Raw genomic sequence first — 17,369 nt, forward strand, 5'->3', positions numbered from 1 at the left:
ACGTCAGTGCCTCCTGCCCAAAAGGCCGTTCGGGAACAGAAACACGACCAGGATGACCGCAAGATAGAAGAAGAACTCACCATATTCGGGTGCAAGATACTTGCCGGTCGTGTCCGCGAGGCCAAGCAATATCGATGCCGCCACGGCGCCCGGGATCGATCCTGCCCCGCCGACCGAGACGACGACAAGGAACGTCACCATATATCTGAGCGCGTAAAAAGGTTCGACGGGCAACAGTTCGGCGCCCACCACGCCCCCGAACGCCGCCAGGCCGACCGCAAGCGCGAAGGTCGCGGAAAAAAGGATCTGCGTCTTGATTCCGAGCGACTCGGCCATGTCACCGTTGTCGACCGCGGCACGCAGCCGGATCCCAAACTCGGTGCGGTCGATCAGTAGCCAGAGCAAGCCCGCGGTGCACACTCCGCAAATCGTCACGAAAATCCGATGAGCCGGGATCATTCGGAAGCCGAGATCGACGGGACCGCTCAGCAGCGGAGGCAGCGGAATGGATTTGGTTGTCGGGCCAAGAATGTAGTTGGCAACGCCGATGATGACGAACGCGATGCCGATCGTGAGCAATATCTGGGTCAGCTCATCGGACTTGCGATAAATCCGGCGGTAGAGAAGAAACTCGAGCGGAAAGGCGATCGCGATGGTGCCGAGGACCGCTAGGACAATCGCGAGTGGATATCCAACTCCCGCGTTCTTGAGCGCAAAAGACGCGAGATATCCCCCGATCATCGCAAATGCGCCATGAGCGAGGTTCACGACCCTCATCAGGCCCATCATAATGGATAAGCCGATGGAGATGATGAAAAGCACCATGCCGTACGAGAGGGCATCTAGCCCGATGCTGAGACCCGTCCACGCCATTAGTTGAATGCTTCCGCGGCTTTTCGGATCTGGAGCCGCTCGGCAGCCAGCCCGAACAGGTGGATGTGCGCGTCCGTCAAGCCGGGTATCATCCGGTCGCTGGCATCGCGATAGATGCGACCGTTGACGAAGCGAATAGACTGCGACCGACCACTCATTCCGGGCCCTTATCCGACACGATGAAGAGATTGCTCGCGAGATTTACATCGCGAGCGATCCGCCCTAGTTCTTCGCCAGGCCCCAGTCCGGCTGCGCATCGAACGTTTGCAGTTCCTTGTTGAGGAGCTTGCCGTCCTGCTTCACGACTTCGCGCAGATAAACGTTCTGACGAATATGCCGGGTATCCGGGTCGATCGACACGGGGCCGCGCGGACTGACCCATTTCATGCCCTTCACGGCCGCAAGGGCTTTGTCTGGGTCCTTTTGGCCGTTGGTGGCCTCAACCATCTTGTAGATGAGCCGAGCACCGTCATAGGCCGCGACCGACGCCATGGTGATGTCGTCAGGCTTGGCACCGGCCTTGATCAGATCGGCCAGGAAGGCTTTGTTCTCTGAAGAGTCATGCGAGACCGCGTAGTGGTAAGTCGACAGGATGCCTACGCCGCTGTCACCGATAGTCGGAAGATCGGGCTCGGTCACGACATCACCCGTGGACAACAACTTCACGCCAGACGCTTTCAGCCCGTTGTCGATATAGGCCTTGACGAACCCCAGGGTTGGTGGACCGGCCGGCAAGAATGTGAAGATCATGTCTGCGCCGGAATCCTTGATCCTTTGCATGATCGGGCCGAAGTCGGTCGTATTGAGCGGCATCCTGATCGATTGGACGATGGTGCCTCCATCTGCCTCGAACGTCTTTTTGAAGGCCGATTCGGCATCGATGCCGGGGCCGTAATCGCTGACGGCGATCGCCACCTTCTTGGCCGCTCTGGCCTTCGCCACCTTCGCCGCGGGGACCGTGTTCTGCCACATCGTAAAGGACGTCCGCACGATGTAGGGGCTCTTCTCGACGATCGCGGACGTCGCGGCGTTCATGACGATCATAGGCACCTTCGCTTCCTCGAGAAGCGGAGCGACGGCCAGGGCGTCCGGAGTGAAGTACAGTCCCGCGATGTACTGAACCTTCTCCTTGACGATCAACTCCTGAGCCAATGATTTCGACTTGGCGGGGTTCGGCGATTCTTCGTCGCGATAGACAAACTCGATCTGATGATCGCCCACTTTCGACCCATGCTTGGCCACCCAGGCGTCAATGCCGTACTTGAAGTTCTGGCCGAACAAGGCATACGGACCGGACATGGTGCCGATGATCCCCACCTTGATGGTGTCGCACTGCGCCGGCGACATCCAGGCAGTGGCAATCGCGACGGCCCCAACAAGTCCAAACCTCAAGCTCATATCTCTCTTCTCCCGCTTCGGTGATGCTGTTTCAGAACATTTCGAAATATTCTCGCTGCTCCCACTCGGTGACCGTCGATTGGAAGCGCTCGATTTCCGCGTTCTTGATGAAAACGTAGTAGTCGACGAATTTCTCTCCCAGAGCCTCGCGGAAGAAGGGGTCATCGCGCAACGCGAACACCGCCTCGCGCAAGGAGGTCGGCAGGAGGTTCGCCTTGGTCTCGTAGGGGGTGTCCGCCGACGGACCGGGATCGAGCTGGCGATCAATGCCGTTGAGGCCGGCCAGAATCTGCGACGCCATGTAAAGATAGGGGTTTGCGGCCGGCTCGCCGATCCTGTTTTCGAGCCGGGTGGCCTTATCGTCGGGACCGCCCAGCACGCGGATCATGACGCCCCTGTTGTCGCGTCCCCAGATCGCCCGATCCGGAGCCAGCGAATAGGAACGGTAGCGCTTGTAGCCATTGATCGTCGGCGTCGAGAAGACCGCGGATGCCCTGGCATGCTCCAGCAGCCCGGCCATATAGTGCTTGCCAAGGTTCGACAGGCCGGCCGGTTCGCTGGTCATGAACGCGTTGACGCCGTCTGTTCGGGAGACCAGCGATTGGTGAAGGTGCCACCCCGATGACATCACGTTCGGTATCCGCGGCCGGCACATGAAGGTCGCGTGATAGCCGTGGCGGTTGCAGATCTGCTTCACTGCCGTACGAAACAGCACCATGGTGTCCGCCGGCTCAATGCCGACGGTGGGCTGGAACACGAACTCGCACTGGCTCGGCCCGTACTCCAACTCGATCGACCGAAGCGGCAAGCCCAGCGCCACGATGTTTTGCCTGATCAGCTCGAGCGCAGGCTCCATCTGGTCGTAACGTTGCTCCGTCAGGTACTGATAGCCCTGCGAAAGCAGGCTGACCTCCGGAGGCTCACCCGGTTGGCCGGGACTGCCGGCGTCCCAAGGCGCCAGGCGGGGATTCTCGACTCTGAAGATGTGGCATTCGACCTCGAGGCCCGCTTTGAAATCATAGCCCCGGTCCTTGAGCTGCCCCAGCACGGATTGGTACAGGCCCCTGGAGGCGAAGGGCACGGGTCGTCCGTCGGAGAAGTAGAGGTCGCAAAGCATCCACCCGGTTTTTGGTGCCCAGGGGAGAACCTTGAAGGTGGTGGGATCAGCGACCATCAAGATGTCGCCTCCACCCTGCATCTCGTGCATCCCGAACCCGCCGCCGGCGGTGAAGACGGGAAACACCGTGCGATGAGAGGTATCTTTCGCGAGCAATGTCGTCGTTATCGAGCAGCCGCTCTCGATCGACGAGAGCGCCTCGGAAGCGACCAGCGCCTTGCCGCGCAAGATGCCGTGCTGGTCCGGAAAGGAGAGCCGGATCGTATGCAACTCCTGCTCCTCCGCCATCCGCCGCATGCGGATGGCAGCCTCCTTCTGTTCGGCCGACCAGAGACCGTGCTTTTCGACGAAACTCAACGACATCTCCTTTGCTGAGCTGGGCGGCCTGGCTTATTCGGCGGCGGTCAGGTGAGGCACCTTCTTGGCGAGCTCGGCGGGCACCGGCGCGGCCCAGGGAGCGCCCCGACGACGCTTGACGTCCACTTCCATCCAGTAGGTTTCCCAGCCCTTCGTCGGACCGATGCCGTCCATTGTGGCCGGCCCCTGGATGCTGCGCGCGCTGGCAGCGTCGAGGAACAACAGCGGCTTGCCCCCGGAGGCCACCTTCTCGATCTCCTGGCGAAGCAGCCGGCGGTACTGAATGATCGCCTTGTCGGATTGCCCGAGATGCTCACGCGTCCGGTCCTGAATAGCGCCCATCGACTCGACGGCCCACTGGTCGTGGACGTTGATGTCCGCGCCCATGCCGGTGTAAGTCTCGGTCGCCTGCTCGTGCGGGTCGAAGCCGTAGTCGTTCGACTTGTTCTTCCGCGAGCGGTATTCCGGCAATTCGTAAAGCTCGAGGCGCTGCGCGCGCATTTTCGCCTTGTCGACGGGCGCGGCGTAGCTGGTGAAAATCGCATACCAATAGCAATTCACGTCGTCGACGGGCACGTGCCACTGGGTAATCGTCATCTCCGTGCTCATCGGAATGACGAACGCATGCGGGAATAGCTGGTTGGTGACGCGAACGTGGGTGCGCTGCTCGTCGATTTCTCGCAAGGCGATGAGCCGCAGGCCGTATTCGGTGTGCTCGACGTTGATGATCGGCCGGTCGTACTCGCGCAGGACCTTCGTCATGGGCATTTCCGAGTCGGCCGACGCACCGCGAAACTGCTTGCCATAGGCCGCCGATGTATCCTCATCCTCGAAGAACCGGTGAAGGAACGATGCGTGGGCCGGGTCGATGCCGACTTCCAGCGCCTGCAGCCAATTGCATTCGATCAGGCCCTTGAAGGCGAAGGTGTATTCGTCCGGCGCCGCGAAGCAGTCGATCTCCGGAAACGCGGGCGGCTCGCCTTCACCCAAATACGCCCACAGGATTCCACCCTTCTCCACGACGGGGTAGGACCGCTGCTTGATATTTTTGCAGAGCGAGGAGTTTGCAGGCTCGGCGGGCGTCTCGAGACACTGTCCCGTGACGTCGAACAGCCACCCGTGGAAGGCGCAGCGCAGGCCACCGTTCTCGAGCCGGCCGAAGGCAAGGTCGGCGCCCCGATGCGGGCAGTCGCGATCGAGCAGGCCATAGCGCCCCGTTTCGTCCTTGAACAGAACGAAGTTCTCGCCGAGAAGCTTGACGGCCTTGATGGGGCGCCCCTCCGCGAGTTCGTCGACGAGCGCAGCAGGCTGCCAATACATCCGCATCAGCTTTCCCGCAGGCGCCTTCGGTCCGATGCGGGTAATGAGGTCGTTCTGCTCTTGGCTCATCATGACTTGGATCTCCTCTCTCGGCTTCGAGATGCGTCCTCATGCTATCGGGACGCAGACTAACGCTGAAACACGATCTTGCCGCCGACGATCGTCAGGTCGGCTTTGATGTCTTTGATCTGCTCCTCGGGGACCGTCATGAGGTCCGCCGACAACACGGTCAGGTCCGCGAGTTTTCCGGCCTCGATCGTCCCCTTCTCGTTCTCTTCGAACATATAGTGCGATGCCGCGCTGGTGTAGAGGCGCAGCGCCTGCTCGCGGCTGACGGCTTCGTTCGCTCCATAAACGCGTCCGGCGAGATCCTTGCGGGTTACCATGACGTAGATGTTGATGAAGGGATTGATCGTGTTCACCGGGAAGTCGGTGCCTGCGCCGAGGCTGTTCAGCCCCACCTTCTCGATGAGAGTTTTCGTGGGCACGGCCCGATTGGCGACCGCCGCACCCAGGAAGCGCTCGACGGTGGCCGCCTTGTCCCACATGAAAACGTTCTGGAGGTCGACTCTGACACCGAGGCGTTTCGCGCGCTCCATTTGCTCGGGCACTATCAAGCTTCCATGGATCAGGACGAAACGCCGATCCTTGATCGATTTCTCCTTGTCGGCCGCTTCGAATGCATCAAGGACGTGGTCGATGCCCTTGTCGCCGACGGCATGGACACCCACGCGCCAATTGTGGCGATTGCAAATGGACACCAGCTCCTTGAGGCGTTGCGGCGATTGCTGGGCAATGCCGTGGTAGCCATCATGCGAGTCTGGATAGGCCTCGCGCATGAGCGCCGTCTTGAGCGTCATGCCGCCATCGTAAAGGATCTTGATTCCGGCGAACTTCAGCCAGTCATCGCCAAAGCCGGAGGAGGCGCCGTTGCCTCGCATGATGGCCTCCCAGGCCGCGTTCTCGGCGGGGGGCTCCGGGCGCCACATGAGACCGACCCGTAGCGTTGCTTCACCGGCCTGCGCCACGCGCTGCAGGGCCGCGATGTCCCTGGGCGAGGTGGCCCCTTCTACGGCGCTGGTGATCCCGAACGAGTTCAGCACAGCTTCCGCGAGCTTGAATTGGCGAAACTCGTCGTCCGCCGTCCACTCCGGAACGGCCTTTTCGACGTTGTCGATCGCCGTCTCGACCAGAACGCCGGTCAGGTCACCGGCACTGTCGCGCTCAAACGATCCGCCGCTTGGGTTTGGCGTGGCCTTGGTTACGCCGGCCTTCTCGAGCGCCATCGAATTGGCCATCGAGAAGTGGCCAACGGTCCGGAGATAGACCGGATTGTTCGGCGCGACGCCGTCGATTTCCTGGCGTGTCAGGTAACGCTTTTCCGCGAGCTGTGACGGGGGATGCCAGGCGCTTCCGATGATCCACTCGCCGGGCTTTTTCTTCGCCACGAACTGCTTGATGCTTGCGAGGGCATCCGCAACAGTCTTGGCGCCGCTCATGTTGACGACGTAGTCGGACAGACCGGCAGCCTTGAAATGCGCGTGCGTGTCGATCAGCCCGGGAACGACAGTCTTGCCCTGCAAGTCGATCGTGCGGGTGCGATTTCCGGCCAACGCCTTGATCGTCGCCGCATCTCCTACGGCCAAGATTCTTCCGTCGCGAACGGCAAGCGCTTCCGCGACCTTTGACTGGCCGTCCATGGTGAGAATCTTGCCGTTGATCAAGGCAAGCGAGGGAGCATTGGCCTCCTGCTGCTGGGCAAACGCCGCGCCTGATGTCAGCACCACTCCCACGATCGCTGTCGTCAGCTTCATTACACCCTGCCTGTTTGTTCGGTAGACGAACATTAGTTCGATATTGTTCAGAATGACTCCAATGTGACGCGCAAGCAAGCAAAATATTTCCGCAGGACCTGCCTAATGGAACCGCAGCGGCGGCAAACAAGTCGGGATTGAGGGTCCGCCAGAACTGCTGTAACCGTTTAACGAACTTATGTTCTCAGATCGAACAAACTTAGCAAACGGAGGTCGGATGCCGCGAGTGAGATTTGTCCAGCAGGACGGCAGCGGAAAATCCATCGAGGTCGGACGCGACGTGAGCGTGATGCTCGCGGCCGTCCGCAACGGTATTCACGGCATCGACGGCGAATGCGGCGGCTGCCTCGATTGCGCGACCTGTCACGTCTACGTCGATGAAAAACAAGCAAGCTCTGTCCCTCAGCCGAGCGAAGAAGAGCTCGAGTTGCTGTCCGCCGTCTCGGGAGAGCGAAAGCCGAACAGTCGGCTGAGTTGCCAGCTGAAGGTGCCCGCCTCTCTCGACGAGCTGGTGGTCCATGTGCCGGCGAGGCAATCATGACGGGACTGGTCATCATCGGCGCATCATATGCCGGGGTTCAAGCTGCTCTCACGGCTCGTGACGCCGGCTATTCTCAGCCCATCACCATCGTGTGCGACGAAGAGTGGCTGCCCTATCAGAGGCCGCCGCTATCCAAGGACTTCCTTCTCGGGCGCATCAGCGAGCAAAATCTGATCTTGCGCGACAAGACTTTCTTCGAAGGCAAGCAGATCAATCTCGTTCTTGGGCAGCGCGCCACGCTGCTCGATTTGCGCGCGCGACAGATCACTCTGGCCGGCAACAACGCTCTGAAATTTGAAAAACTCCTCTTCGCCACGGGCTCGCGCGCGCGGCGCATCGCGGTTGAGGGCGCGGACTTCGATGGAATTTTCTATCTGCGTTCGGTGACCGATGCGATCGACCTGAAGGCAGGTCTGGCCAATGCTGCGGAGATTGTCGTCGTCGGGGGCGGCTTCATAGGGCTGGAAGCTGCGGCCTCCGCGGCAAAGCTGGGCAAGAAGGTCACCGTCGTGGAAGCGAGCAGCCGCCTGCTTGAACGTGCCGTCTCGCCGGTCTTGTCGACCTTTCTTCTTGATACGCATTTGCGGGCTGGCGTGGACGTGATGCTCGACGAAACGGTTGCTTCCTTCAAAGGAAACGATCGAAAAGTTTCCGCTGTCGTGCTGGGCAACGGTGCCGTTGTCCACGCCGACCTGGTGCTGGTGGGGATTGGTGGTGTCGCCAATGACGAGATCGCGCGCTCGGCGGGGCTTAGATGCACGAATGGAATTGTCGTTGACGCGCACGGACAATGCGAAACATCGGACATTTTCGCGGCCGGTGACTGCGCCAACCACTTCAACCGCTTTTGCGAAAGCTGGGTGAGATTGGAATCGGTGCAAAACGCCCAGGATCAAGCGAAGGCCGCTGGACTGGCGATCGCCGGCGCTCGAGCGCCCTATGAGAATGTGCCGAGGTTCTGGTCCGACCAATATGACGTCAAGCTGCAGATCGTCGGGCTGGCCAGACGATATGATCGGCAGGCGGTCCGAGGTTCGGTCGACGACGGAAGATTCTCGGTCTTCTACTATCGCCAGGGCCGATTGGTCGCGGTGGACAGCGTCAACCGGCCAGGCGAGCAAATGGCAGCCCGACGCCTGATTGCGGCGGGAATCTCCCCTGCACCGGAGCAAGCCGCAGACCCTTCCTTTGACCTCAAATCCCTGGTGACAGCCGGAGACAAGGCTGGCGCCTAGCGCGCGGATTTGTGATGGTTCTCGCTTTCGAGAGGCCACTGAGAGGGACCGCCCAATAGAATGCCGAGGCTGAAGCGTACGGAAGAAGAGGAAAAGGCGCGGGAGGGCAGCGAGTTCATCGAGACCCTGGATCGGGGTCTTCGCGTGATACAGTCGTTCGGTATCGATCGCCGTCCAATGACCCTCAGCGACCTCTCCAAGAGCGCGAATCTTCCGCGGGCGACGGTGCGCCGGATTCTGATGACCCTCGTAAAATCCGGATTCGTCGCGGGCAACGAGCGGTTGTTTTCGCTAACGCCCAGAGTGCTGCTTTTGGCTTCGGCCTATTTGACGTCGAACCAAATCAGCACCGTGATGCAGCCGTTGATGGACGAGGTCGCCGGCAAGGCCAGGGAGGTCTGCTCCCTTGCGGTCCTGGATGGCGAAGAGGTCGTTTTCATCGCCCGCTCGAGTCCGGCGCGGGTATTTTCGACCGGACTGGACATAGGATATCGGCTGCCGGCTTTCTGCACGTCGGTGGGACGCGTTCTGCTGGGCAGATTGGCAAACGACGAGCTGACGAGAACGGTCGACGGCATGAAGCTGGCGGCTCTGACCCAGTCGACGCTGGTCGACAAATCGGCAGTGATTGCAACGATCATTGCCGACCGCACCAAAGGGTATAGCCTTGTCGATCAGGAAGCCGAAGAGGGCTTTCGGTCGATATCGGTGCCAATTCGCCGCTACGATGGCGCCGTCATCGCGGCCGCAAATATCGGCGCTCATGTCGATCGCATCACGACCGGTGAGATGATCGATCGCTTCCTGCCTCTCCTCAAGGAGATGTCCCTCGCCGCGCAGCCCCTGCTCGTCTGAGAAGCTGCCGCCTTTTGGCGAGCACCCGTCATTTTAGCCGTTTCTTGTAGGCGACCGGGTCCATGTCACGGACATCCACGCTTATGCTGGCCACATCCGGGCATCGCTCTGTCATCGTCCGTCGAAGGCTCGTACTCAGCTCAACCTTCTGGTCGGGCGATCGACCTTCGAGCAAGAAGACAGACAGATGCACGAAGCTGTCACGCTTCCCGGCAACCAGGAAATCGTTGTAGACGCACGCGCGCACCTTGACGTCCTCCGCCTTCATGATGCCCGTTCGCCAAGCGGCTTCAAAGAGCGCTTCCATCAAGCCTGTTACGTCGTCGCGAGCGAGCGCCCCTTCCGAATATTCGATCACCAAGTGCGGCATGACGTTGTTCTCGTTTTAGGTGGCGTTCATGAGATGACCTCACCGTCGTAGACCGTTCGCCCCTCAACGTCGCCATCTTTGTCGCGGCGGGTCATGGTTCGCATGGGGAAGGCCCGGTCGGCGGAATCTTTGCCGAGAAACGCCCTGTGCAGCGCAGAGCTGTGCAGCAGCTCCCCAGCCGGGCCGGGTCCGTGGGTGATTTCAGGCTGGGCGGAAGATCTGGCTGGGGCGGGAGGGATCGAACCTCCGAATGGCGGAATCAAAATCCGCTGCCTTACCGCTTGGCTACGCCCCAACAGACGACGAACGGAACGGGCAGAACCGGCACCCGCAGATTCCCGTCGGTCGCAGCCGGTCTATAGGGAGCGGCGCGGCATTTCAACCGCCTGGAGGGGCAAAAAGGGCCCGGCGGCCGACACTCTATGCTGGGCCCCGACGGCCTGCCCGTTCCGGCCAGGCCATCCGGCGTCCCGGCAGTTGAGACCGCTCCCGTTTCATGGGAATACGGCGCCAATATCTGTTCTCGGGGAGTGAGCCATGACCTACCGCGCGCCGATTTCTGACATGCTGCTGTCGCTCAACCATGGCGCGGGCCTCAAGGCCGCCCTGGAGGCCGGCCATTACGGCGATTTCGATGCCGACCTCGCGGCCGCCGTGCTGGAGGAAGCCGGCAAGTTCGCATCCGACGTGCTGGCGCCGCTCAACAAGATCGGCGACGAGCACGGCATCAAGCTCGAGGATGGCAAGGTCACGACCGCGCCGGGCTGGCCTGACGCCTACAAGCGCTGGACCGAGGGCGGCTGGAACGCGGTGTCCGGCCCGGAAGATTTCGGCGGCCAGGGCCTGCCGCTCGCGATCAATGCCGCCTGCACCGAGATCTGGAGCGCGGCCAACGTCGCCTTCGGCCTCTGCCCGCTGCTGACGGCATCGGCGATCGAGGCGCTGGACGCGCATGGTAGCGACGAGCTGAAGACAATCTATCTCGAAAAGCTCGTCTCCGGCGAATGGACCGGAACGATGCAGCTGACCGAGCCGCAGGCCGGCTCCGACGTCGGCGCGCTGCGCACCCGCGCCGAAAAGCAGGCGGACGGCACCTATCGCATCAAGGGGACGAAGATCTTCATCACGTATGGCGAGCACGACATGACCGACAACATCGTGCATTTCGTGCTCGCGCGTCTGCCCGATGCGCCCGCCGGCACCAAGGGGATCTCGCTGTTCCTGGTGCCGAAGTTCATGGTCAACGCGGACGGCTCGCTGGGGCCGCGCAACGACATCTATGCGAGCGGCGTCGAGCACAAGCTCGGCATGCATGCCTCGCCGACCTGCACCATGACCATGGGCGATCATGGCGGCGCCATCGGCTATCTGATCGGCGAAGAGAACCAGGGCATGCGCTGCATGTTCACGATGATGAACCAGGCCCGCCTCGGCGTCGGCCTGGAGGGCGTCGGCGTTGCCGACCGGGCCTACCAGCAGGCCCTGTCGTATGCGCAGGAGCGCCGCCAAGGCCGCGCGGTAGGCAAGAAAGGCGACGGCTCGGATGCGATCTTCGTGCATCCCGACGTCAAGCGCATGCTGATGCGGATGCGGGCCCAGACCGCGGCCGCGCGCACCATCTGCTATGCGACGGCGGTCGCGATCGACGTCTCGACCCGCGCCAAGGATCCGAAGGTGCGCGCTGAAGCGGCCGCGCGCGCGGCGTTGCTGACGCCAATGGCCAAGGCCTATTCCACCGATATTGGCAACGAGGTCGCCTATCTCGGCGTGCAGGTGCATGGCGGCATGGGCTTCATCGAGGAGACCGGCGCGGCCCAGCACTACCGCGATGCCCGCATCACCGCGATCTACGAGGGCACCAACGGCATCCAGGCGATCGATCTCGTCACGCGCAAGTTAGCTGCCAATGGCGGCGCGTCGGTGTGGGCGCTGCTCGACGAGCTCTCGGCGACCGTCAAGCAGGTGGAGGCCTCCAACGATCCCGCCTTCGGCACCACCGGCACCAAGCTGCGCGAGGCGCTGGAGGCGCTCACGCGCACCAGCAAATGGCTGCTGGAGCGCGTTGCCTCCGCGCCGAACGACGCGCTCGCGGGCGCGACGCCCTATCTGCAGCAATTCGGCTCCACCCTCGGCGGCTGCCTGCTCGCCTCCGAGGCGCTCGCCGCCAAGGCCGAAGGCCTTGGCGATGCGCCACGCTACGTCGCGCTGGCGCGCTTCTTCGCCGAGAACATCGCGGTGCAGGCCGGCGCACTCGAGCGCACCGTGACAGAGAGCGCGGAGTCGGTCGCCGCGGCGGATGCGGCGTTGCTGGGGTAAGGTGAGCGCCGCAAACGCGACATCGTAGCCCGGATGGAGCGTAGCGAAATCCGGGAAAGTCTCACCGCGGATACAGCGGTCCCGGATTGCGCTGCGCTCCATCCGGGCTACAAAGCTGCGACCTGAGCTCTTCTCCCCGGCCGCCACAGCACCACGCCCGCCGCGGCGAGATCGAGCACCACGCAGATCGCAAACGCCGTCGTGTAATTGCCCGTAACGCTCCGCACGAGACCGACGACACCGGGGCCGAAGGCGCTGACGATGCCGCTGATCGAGGTGCCCAAGCCCACCGCGGTCGCGAAGGCCGAAGCACCGATCTCGCGCTGGATGATCAAGGGCGGGAACGTGATCATGTTCCCCATCGAGAAGCCGTAGACGGCGCAGCAGGCCAGCAGCACGGTCGGGCTCGTGCTTTGCAGAGCCACGAACAGCGCAGCCGCCTGGCTCGTCATCGAAACCGCACAGGCGAGCCGGGCATCGAGCCGGTCGACGAACAGGCCGAGCGAGAGGCGCCCGACGATCGCCATCGCCGCCATGATCGTGACGGCAAGCCCTGCGGCGGAGCGGCCGATCAGCGGCTCGAGAAACGTCACCTGGTGGACGATGAAACCCATCTGCGCCAGCAGCGCGAACGCGATCGGCAGCACCATGGTCCAGAACGCCGCGTTGGCGAGCACCGCCTTGCGCGAGCGAACCGGCGCTGAGGAGCCGGAGGAACGTCCGCCCGCTGCAGGCGCCATGCCTGCGGGCCAGCCGATGAAGGTCACGACCGCCGGCAGCACCAGCACCATCATCGCGAGGGTCGCCGCCAGCATCGCGGAACGGAAGCCGATGCTGCCGGTCAGCGACAGCAGCAGCGGGACGAGAATGATGCCGCCGCAAGTCGCGCCGTTGAAGGCAAGGCTGAGCGCAAGCCCGCGCCGCTGCTCGAACCAGGAATTCAGCACGGTCGCGATCACCACCGTGCCCATGCCGGTCCAGCCGACCGACATCAGCGCATAGGCGAGATAAAGCTGCCAGGGCGTCTGCACCAGCGCCAGCAGCACGGTCGAAGCGCCGAGCGCCGACACGCCGCACAGGATCAGCGCGCGCAGCCCGATGCGCTCGAGCAGGTCATCGGTGAAGATGACGAGCACGGAGGTCAGGAGAAACGAGAAGGTGCTGGCCGCGGAGATCAGCGTGCCCGGCCAGCCGTGAGCGCGCTGCAACTCGGCGAGATAGACGCCTTGGCCGTAGAGGCCGAAGCCGAACATGAAGAAGGCCATCAGGAAGCACGCCAGCACGACCCGCCAGCCGCGATAATACGGTGAGGATTCGTCGATCCGGGGGGCGGCAATCATGAATCTGACGGTCTGTCTGAAGCGAACGGGGCCGGATCGTGCCCCACAACCAGCGGTTTTTCAAATGAAACATTGTAGCTAATTGTTGCGGCACGTAAGGGGCCTGGCATTCATCGAGCGGCATGGCTCGTGCGATGATGGGATTCTCAGGGGGACGACGCTGCGCGTGCCCAAAAATGCCGACAACAACCTTCGTGAAATCTTCGCGCCGAACGAATAGTCTACCTCCATGCGACATCTTCTCCGCCTGGCTTGCTTCGTCCTCGCTCTCACCGGCATCCTCCCCGCTGCGGCCCAGAGCGCAGCCCCCGTCGAGCTGCGCATTCTCGCGATCAACGATTTCCATGGCCATCTGCGGCCGCCGCCGGGCGGCATCCGCATCAACGACCCCGAGGACAAGTCCAAGAAGGTGACGGTGGCGGCCGGCGGCGCCGAGTACATGGCGACGCTGCTGAAGCAGCTGCGCGAAGGACACAAGAACGCCATCTTCGTCGCCGCGGGCGACCTGATCGGCGCGAGCCCGTTTCTGTCGGCGATGTTTCACGACGAGCCCTCGATCGAGGCGCTCTCGATGATGGGCCTTGCGATCAGCTCGGTCGGCAATCACGAATTCGACGAGGGCAACACCGAGCTTCTGCGCATGCAGAACGGCGGCTGTCATCCCGCCGACGGCTGCCAGGGACCGCATCCCTTCAAGGGCGCCAAATTCCGTTATCTCGCGGCCTCCACCGTCGAGACCGCGACCGGCAAGAGCGTGCTGCCGCCCTACGAGATCAGGGAGTTCGACGGCATCCCCGTCGGCTTCATCGGCCTGACCTTGAAGGAGACCGCCGGCATCGTCTCGCCCGCGGGCATCGCCGGGCTCGAATTCCGCGACGAGGCCGAGACGGTGAACGCGCTGGTGCCGCAGCTGAAGGCGCGCGGCGTCGAAGCGATCGTGGTGCTGATCCACCAGGGCGGCGAGCCCGCCGGCGACTACGATGAATGCCCTGCCATCACCGGGCCGATCGTCGACATCGTCAGGAAGTTCGATCCTGCCGTGGACGTCGTCGTCAGCGGCCACACCCATCGCGCCTACATCTGCAATATCGACGGGCGGCTCGTCACTAGCGGCGACAAATACGGCACACTCGTCACCGCGATCGACCTCAAGCTCGATCCTGTGACTCGCGATATCGTCGCCGCCAAGGCCGAGAACGTCATCGTCGCCAATGCTTCGCTGGCCAGGGATCCCGAGCAGACCGCGTTGATCGACGCCTACGACAAGCTCTCCGCGCCGATCGCCAGCCGGCCCGCCGGCTCGGTGACGCAGACATTGTCGCGCGTGCCGAACGAGGCCGGCGAAAGCGCGCTCGGCGATATCATCGCCGACGCGCAATTGCTCGCAACGCGCGATGCGAAGGATGGCAGCGCCGTCATCGCGCTCACCAATCCCGGCGGCATCCGCACCGACATCGTTCCAAAGGAGAACGGCGCGATCACGTTCGGCGACGTCTTCGCCAGCCAGCCGTTCCGCAATCGTCTTGTCACCATGACGCTGACGGGCAGCCAGCTCAAGGACTTGCTCGAGCAGCAATGGCTGGACCCGAAGCGGCCGCGGATTCTCCAGGTGTCGAACGGCTTCAGCTATACCTGGGATGCTTCAAAACCGTTCGGCGAGCGCGTCAGCCTGGAGAAGATGACACTCAACGGCAGGCCGATCGAGCCAGGAAGCGGCTACCGCGTCACGCTCAACGATTACCTCGCCGTCGGCGGAGACGGGTTTACCGTCGCCAAGCAGGGCACCGCGCCACAATACGGCGGTTACGATGCGGACGCGCTGTTCGCGTTCTTCCGGGCGCACGGGCCGGTCGGTCCGCTGCCGCCCAGGCGCATCCTGCGGGTGAATTGATCCGGATCAAGCGGGCAGCCCTTTGCCATTCCCGGCCAAGCGCTTAGATTGGGTTTTGCATTGCGTTTTGGCGCCGGATGCGCCAACGACGGCAAAAGCCCGTTTTTCCGTGAGGCCGACCTGATGAGCACGCTTCTCCTTTCCCACAAGGCCTGCCTCGACCATGTCACGCCGCCGGGACACCCTGAAAGGCCAGATCGCCTACGCGCGGTGGAAGAAGCCTTGTCGCATGAGCGCTTCCAGTTCCTGGCGCGCGAGGAGGCGCCGGAGGGCGATCTCGATCTCGTCACGCTCTGCCACAACGAGCATTACGTCACCGAGCTGCGCCACATCGCGCCCACCAGCGGTCAGGTCTACATCGACGGCGACACCTCGATGTCCCCGGGCACATGGGAGGCGGTGATGCGCGGCGTCGGCGGTGCGGTTGCGGCGACCGAAGCGGTGATGGCCGGCGAGCATCGCAACGCCTTCGTCGCGGTCCGCCCGCCCGGACATCACGCCGAGATCGGCAAGCCGATGGGCTTCTGCTTCTTCGACAACGTCGCGATCGCCGCGCGCCACGCCCAGCGCAAATACGGCATCAAGCGCGCGGCCATCGTCGACTTCGACGTGCATCACGGCAACGGCACGCAGGACATCTTCTGGTCGGACCCGACCGTGATGTACTGCTCGACGCACCAGATGCCGCTGTTTCCGGGCACCGGCGCCAAAAGCGAGCGCGGCGATCACGACACCATCGTCAATGCGCCGCTCGCCTCCGAGGACGGCGGCCCGGAATTCCGCGTCGCGTTCGAGAATCTGATCCTGCCGCAGCTCGAGAAATTCAGCCCGGAGCTCTTGATCATCTCGGCCGGCTTCGACGCGCATTATCGCGATCCCCTGGCTTCGCTCAACCTGCGCGCGGAGGACTATGCCTGGGTGACGCGCAAGCTGATGGACCTCGCCGACAAGACCGCCGGCGGCCGCGTTGTTTCGGTGCTCGAGGGCGGCTATGACCTGCAGGGACTGAAAGAATCTGTTACGGCGCATGTCGGCGCCCTGATGGGCGCTTGACCCACCCGCCACATTACGCCCGTAAAACTCTGCTTTCTCAAAGGTGAAGCGAATCGGGCAATCGGAAACGGATATGGCCGAAAACACTCAAGTCGACGTCTCCAGGCTCACCTTCGAGCGCGCGATCGAGGAACTCGAAACGATCGTGAAGCGGCTCGAGGACGGCAAGGTGCCGCTCGAGGAATCCGTGACGATCTACGAGCGCGGCGAGGCCCTGAAGCGGCGCTGCGAGGAATTGTTGCGCCAGGCCGAGGCGCGCGTCGACAAGATCACCACCGATGCCAGCGGCCAGGCCACCGGCACGGCCCCGCTCGACGTCCAGTAATAAGAGTGCTCTCCCGCTCAGTCTTCTGACCCCCGCAGGGCCGTGCAAGACCGCGACGCAGGTCCGCGTAGAATGTCTTCGCGGTGAGCGTGGCCGCTGCGTCCTTATCGCCATGCGCAGCTCCCGGCCGGCATGCGGTTCCCTGGCGGTGGATACGTCCCTGCCTTCGAATCGGGTCGTTGAGAGCGAGAAAAGCCCATACTCGGGCCAAAAGCCTGCCAAGAACCGAGCAAGGCCGGAACCCCTTATCCCGCCCCGAGGTTAACCACTTCTGGTCCGCGAGTTGCACCTGCATACCCCTAATCGGCCCAGCGGGTTGGCTTTGGCCTAAGCTTTGGTGTAAAGCTGCGCGGAGTGTGGCTTTTTGTAAGCCTTGCGTGGGCACCGATTACCGACGACAAGTGCTTCAAACTGCTGATGAAATTGGCTTGGGGACGGACGAAGCCGATCTAAGTGACAGGGATCACAGAGACTGAACCGGAGCACACTTAAGCTTACCTAAGCTTGAAGGCGGGGCCTTGCCCCGTGCAGGTGGCTCCGACGGTTATAGGACTCGCGCTGCGC

At 62.7% G+C, this 17,369-nt stretch carries 15 protein-coding genes and 1 tRNA gene; 7 read left to right on the plus strand and 9 right to left on the minus strand.

Going from position 1 to position 17,369, the window contains the following annotated elements; all coding sequences use genetic code 11:
- Nucleotides 1-3: 3 nt before the first annotated feature.
- From ACTEK7_RS10850 to ACTEK7_RS10875, 6 genes are all read right to left on the minus strand, one after another.
- A complete protein-coding gene (locus ACTEK7_RS10850; protein ID WP_036004151.1) occupies nt 4-873 on the minus strand; it encodes a branched-chain amino acid ABC transporter permease in 870 nt (289 codons plus the stop codon).
- Complete coding sequence (locus ACTEK7_RS10855; protein ID WP_157783994.1) at nt 873-1,031, minus strand: hypothetical protein; 159 nt, start codon at nt 1,029-1,031, stop codon at nt 873-875. The genes ACTEK7_RS10850 and ACTEK7_RS10855 overlap by 1 nt, the downstream gene beginning before the upstream one ends.
- Before the next feature lie 64 nt (nt 1,032-1,095).
- Nucleotides 1,096-2,271: an ABC transporter substrate-binding protein gene (locus ACTEK7_RS10860; protein WP_036004149.1), complete on the minus strand. Its 1,176-nt coding sequence runs from the start codon at nt 2,269-2,271 to the stop codon at nt 1,096-1,098.
- Between the two features lie 31 nt (nt 2,272-2,302).
- Nucleotides 2,303-3,745: a glutamine synthetase family protein gene (locus ACTEK7_RS10865; RefSeq protein ID WP_225146175.1), complete on the minus strand. Its 1,443-nt coding sequence runs from the start codon at nt 3,743-3,745 to the stop codon at nt 2,303-2,305.
- A gap of 33 nt (nt 3,746-3,778) precedes the next feature.
- Nucleotides 3,779-5,137 carry an aromatic ring-hydroxylating dioxygenase subunit alpha gene (locus ACTEK7_RS10870; protein WP_036004148.1) on the minus strand — a complete coding sequence of 453 codons (1,359 nt, stop codon included), beginning with the start codon at nt 5,135-5,137 and terminating at the stop codon, nt 3,779-3,781.
- A 56-nt stretch (nt 5,138-5,193) separates the two neighbouring features.
- Nucleotides 5,194-6,879: an amidohydrolase gene (locus tag ACTEK7_RS10875; RefSeq protein ID WP_463671646.1), complete on the minus strand. Its 1,686-nt coding sequence runs from the start codon at nt 6,877-6,879 to the stop codon at nt 5,194-5,196.
- Nucleotides 6,880-7,096: 217 nt separating this feature from the next.
- Between ACTEK7_RS10875 and ACTEK7_RS10880 the strand changes: the two genes are divergently transcribed.
- From ACTEK7_RS10880 to ACTEK7_RS10890, 3 genes are read left to right on the plus strand one after another with little or no spacing between them, the layout of a single operon-like run.
- The gene (locus ACTEK7_RS10880) at nt 7,097-7,420 is read left to right on the plus strand and encodes a 2Fe-2S iron-sulfur cluster-binding protein (protein WP_225146177.1); all 324 of its coding nucleotides are present in this window, start codon (nt 7,097-7,099) and stop codon (nt 7,418-7,420) included.
- Nucleotides 7,417-8,655: an NAD(P)/FAD-dependent oxidoreductase gene (locus ACTEK7_RS10885; RefSeq protein ID WP_225146178.1), complete on the plus strand. Its 1,239-nt coding sequence runs from the start codon at nt 7,417-7,419 to the stop codon at nt 8,653-8,655. The genes ACTEK7_RS10880 and ACTEK7_RS10885 overlap by 4 nt, the downstream gene beginning before the upstream one ends.
- A 60-nt stretch (nt 8,656-8,715) precedes the next feature.
- Entirely contained in the window at nt 8,716-9,510 is a 795-nt protein-coding gene (locus ACTEK7_RS10890) for an IclR family transcriptional regulator domain-containing protein (RefSeq protein ID WP_036026095.1), read from the plus strand.
- 28 nt (nt 9,511-9,538) lie between these two features.
- Here ACTEK7_RS10890 and ACTEK7_RS10895 read toward each other — a convergent pair whose 3' ends face one another.
- The gene (locus tag ACTEK7_RS10895; protein WP_225146179.1) at nt 9,539-9,880 is read right to left on the minus strand and encodes a 5-carboxymethyl-2-hydroxymuconate Delta-isomerase; all 342 of its coding nucleotides are present in this window, start codon (nt 9,878-9,880) and stop codon (nt 9,539-9,541) included.
- A 220-nt stretch (nt 9,881-10,100) separates the two neighbouring features.
- Nucleotides 10,101-10,175, minus strand: a tRNA-Gln gene (locus ACTEK7_RS10900).
- A 242-nt stretch (nt 10,176-10,417) separates the two neighbouring features.
- Here ACTEK7_RS10900 and ACTEK7_RS10905 point away from each other — a divergent pair.
- The gene (locus ACTEK7_RS10905) at nt 10,418-12,196 is read left to right on the plus strand and encodes an acyl-CoA dehydrogenase family protein (RefSeq protein ID WP_225146180.1); all 1,779 of its coding nucleotides are present in this window, start codon (nt 10,418-10,420) and stop codon (nt 12,194-12,196) included.
- A gap of 107 nt (nt 12,197-12,303) precedes the next feature.
- On the opposite strand, the gene ACTEK7_RS10910 is transcribed toward ACTEK7_RS10905, so the two are convergent.
- Nucleotides 12,304-13,536 (minus strand): MFS transporter, encoded by a 1,233-nt coding sequence (locus tag ACTEK7_RS10910; RefSeq protein ID WP_036026102.1) that lies wholly within the window; start codon nt 13,534-13,536, stop codon nt 12,304-12,306.
- A gap of 229 nt (nt 13,537-13,765) precedes the next feature.
- Here ACTEK7_RS10910 and ACTEK7_RS10915 point away from each other — a divergent pair, with 229 nt between their 5' ends.
- The 3 genes from ACTEK7_RS10915 to ACTEK7_RS10925 all read left to right on the plus strand — a co-directional run bounded on the left by ACTEK7_RS10915 (nt 13,766) and on the right by ACTEK7_RS10925 (nt 16,805).
- Complete coding sequence (locus ACTEK7_RS10915) at nt 13,766-15,427, plus strand: bifunctional metallophosphatase/5'-nucleotidase (protein WP_225146181.1); 1,662 nt, start codon at nt 13,766-13,768, stop codon at nt 15,425-15,427.
- A 123-nt stretch (nt 15,428-15,550) separates the two neighbouring features.
- Nucleotides 15,551-16,480 (plus strand): histone deacetylase family protein, encoded by a 930-nt coding sequence (locus tag ACTEK7_RS10920; RefSeq protein ID WP_036004131.1) that lies wholly within the window; start codon nt 15,551-15,553, stop codon nt 16,478-16,480.
- Nucleotides 16,481-16,553: 73 nt separating this feature from the next.
- Entirely contained in the window at nt 16,554-16,805 is a 252-nt protein-coding gene (locus ACTEK7_RS10925) for an exodeoxyribonuclease VII small subunit (protein WP_008132970.1), read from the plus strand.
- The last annotated feature ends 564 nt before the right edge of the window (nt 16,806-17,369 follow it).

Source organism: Bradyrhizobium sp. JHI2711 (assembly GCF_056156565.1).

Excerpts from the sequence above, each read along its gene's own strand:
- ACTEK7_RS10850 (WP_036004151.1), bottom strand. The coding sequence starts at position 873 with ATGGCGTGGACGGGTCTCAGCATCGGGCTAGATGCCCTCTCGTACGGC.
- ACTEK7_RS10855 (WP_157783994.1), bottom strand. The coding sequence starts at position 1,031 with ATGAGTGGTCGGTCGCAGTCTATTCGCTTCGTCAACGGTCGCATCTAT.
- ACTEK7_RS10860 (WP_036004149.1), bottom strand. The coding sequence starts at position 2,271 with ATGAGCTTGAGGTTTGGACTTGTTGGGGCCGTCGCGATTGCCACTGCC.
- ACTEK7_RS10870 (WP_036004148.1), bottom strand. The coding sequence starts at position 5,137 with ATGATGAGCCAAGAGCAGAACGACCTCATTACCCGCATCGGACCGAAG.
- ACTEK7_RS10875 (WP_463671646.1), bottom strand. The coding sequence starts at position 6,879 with ATGAAGCTGACGACAGCGATCGTGGGAGTGGTGCTGACATCAGGCGCG.
- ACTEK7_RS10880 (WP_225146177.1), top strand. The coding sequence starts at position 7,097 with ATGCCGCGAGTGAGATTTGTCCAGCAGGACGGCAGCGGAAAATCCATC.
- ACTEK7_RS10885 (WP_225146178.1), top strand. The coding sequence starts at position 7,417 with ATGACGGGACTGGTCATCATCGGCGCATCATATGCCGGGGTTCAAGCT.
- ACTEK7_RS10890 (WP_036026095.1), top strand. The coding sequence starts at position 8,716 with ATGCCGAGGCTGAAGCGTACGGAAGAAGAGGAAAAGGCGCGGGAGGGC.
- ACTEK7_RS10895 (WP_225146179.1), bottom strand. The coding sequence starts at position 9,880 with ATGCCGCACTTGGTGATCGAATATTCGGAAGGGGCGCTCGCTCGCGAC.
- ACTEK7_RS10905 (WP_225146180.1), top strand. The coding sequence starts at position 10,418 with ATGACCTACCGCGCGCCGATTTCTGACATGCTGCTGTCGCTCAACCAT.
- ACTEK7_RS10910 (WP_036026102.1), bottom strand. The coding sequence starts at position 13,536 with ATGATTGCCGCCCCCCGGATCGACGAATCCTCACCGTATTATCGCGGC.
- ACTEK7_RS10915 (WP_225146181.1), top strand. The coding sequence starts at position 13,766 with ATGCGACATCTTCTCCGCCTGGCTTGCTTCGTCCTCGCTCTCACCGGC.
- ACTEK7_RS10920 (WP_036004131.1), top strand. The coding sequence starts at position 15,551 with ATGAGCACGCTTCTCCTTTCCCACAAGGCCTGCCTCGACCATGTCACG.
- ACTEK7_RS10925 (WP_008132970.1), top strand. The coding sequence starts at position 16,554 with ATGGCCGAAAACACTCAAGTCGACGTCTCCAGGCTCACCTTCGAGCGC.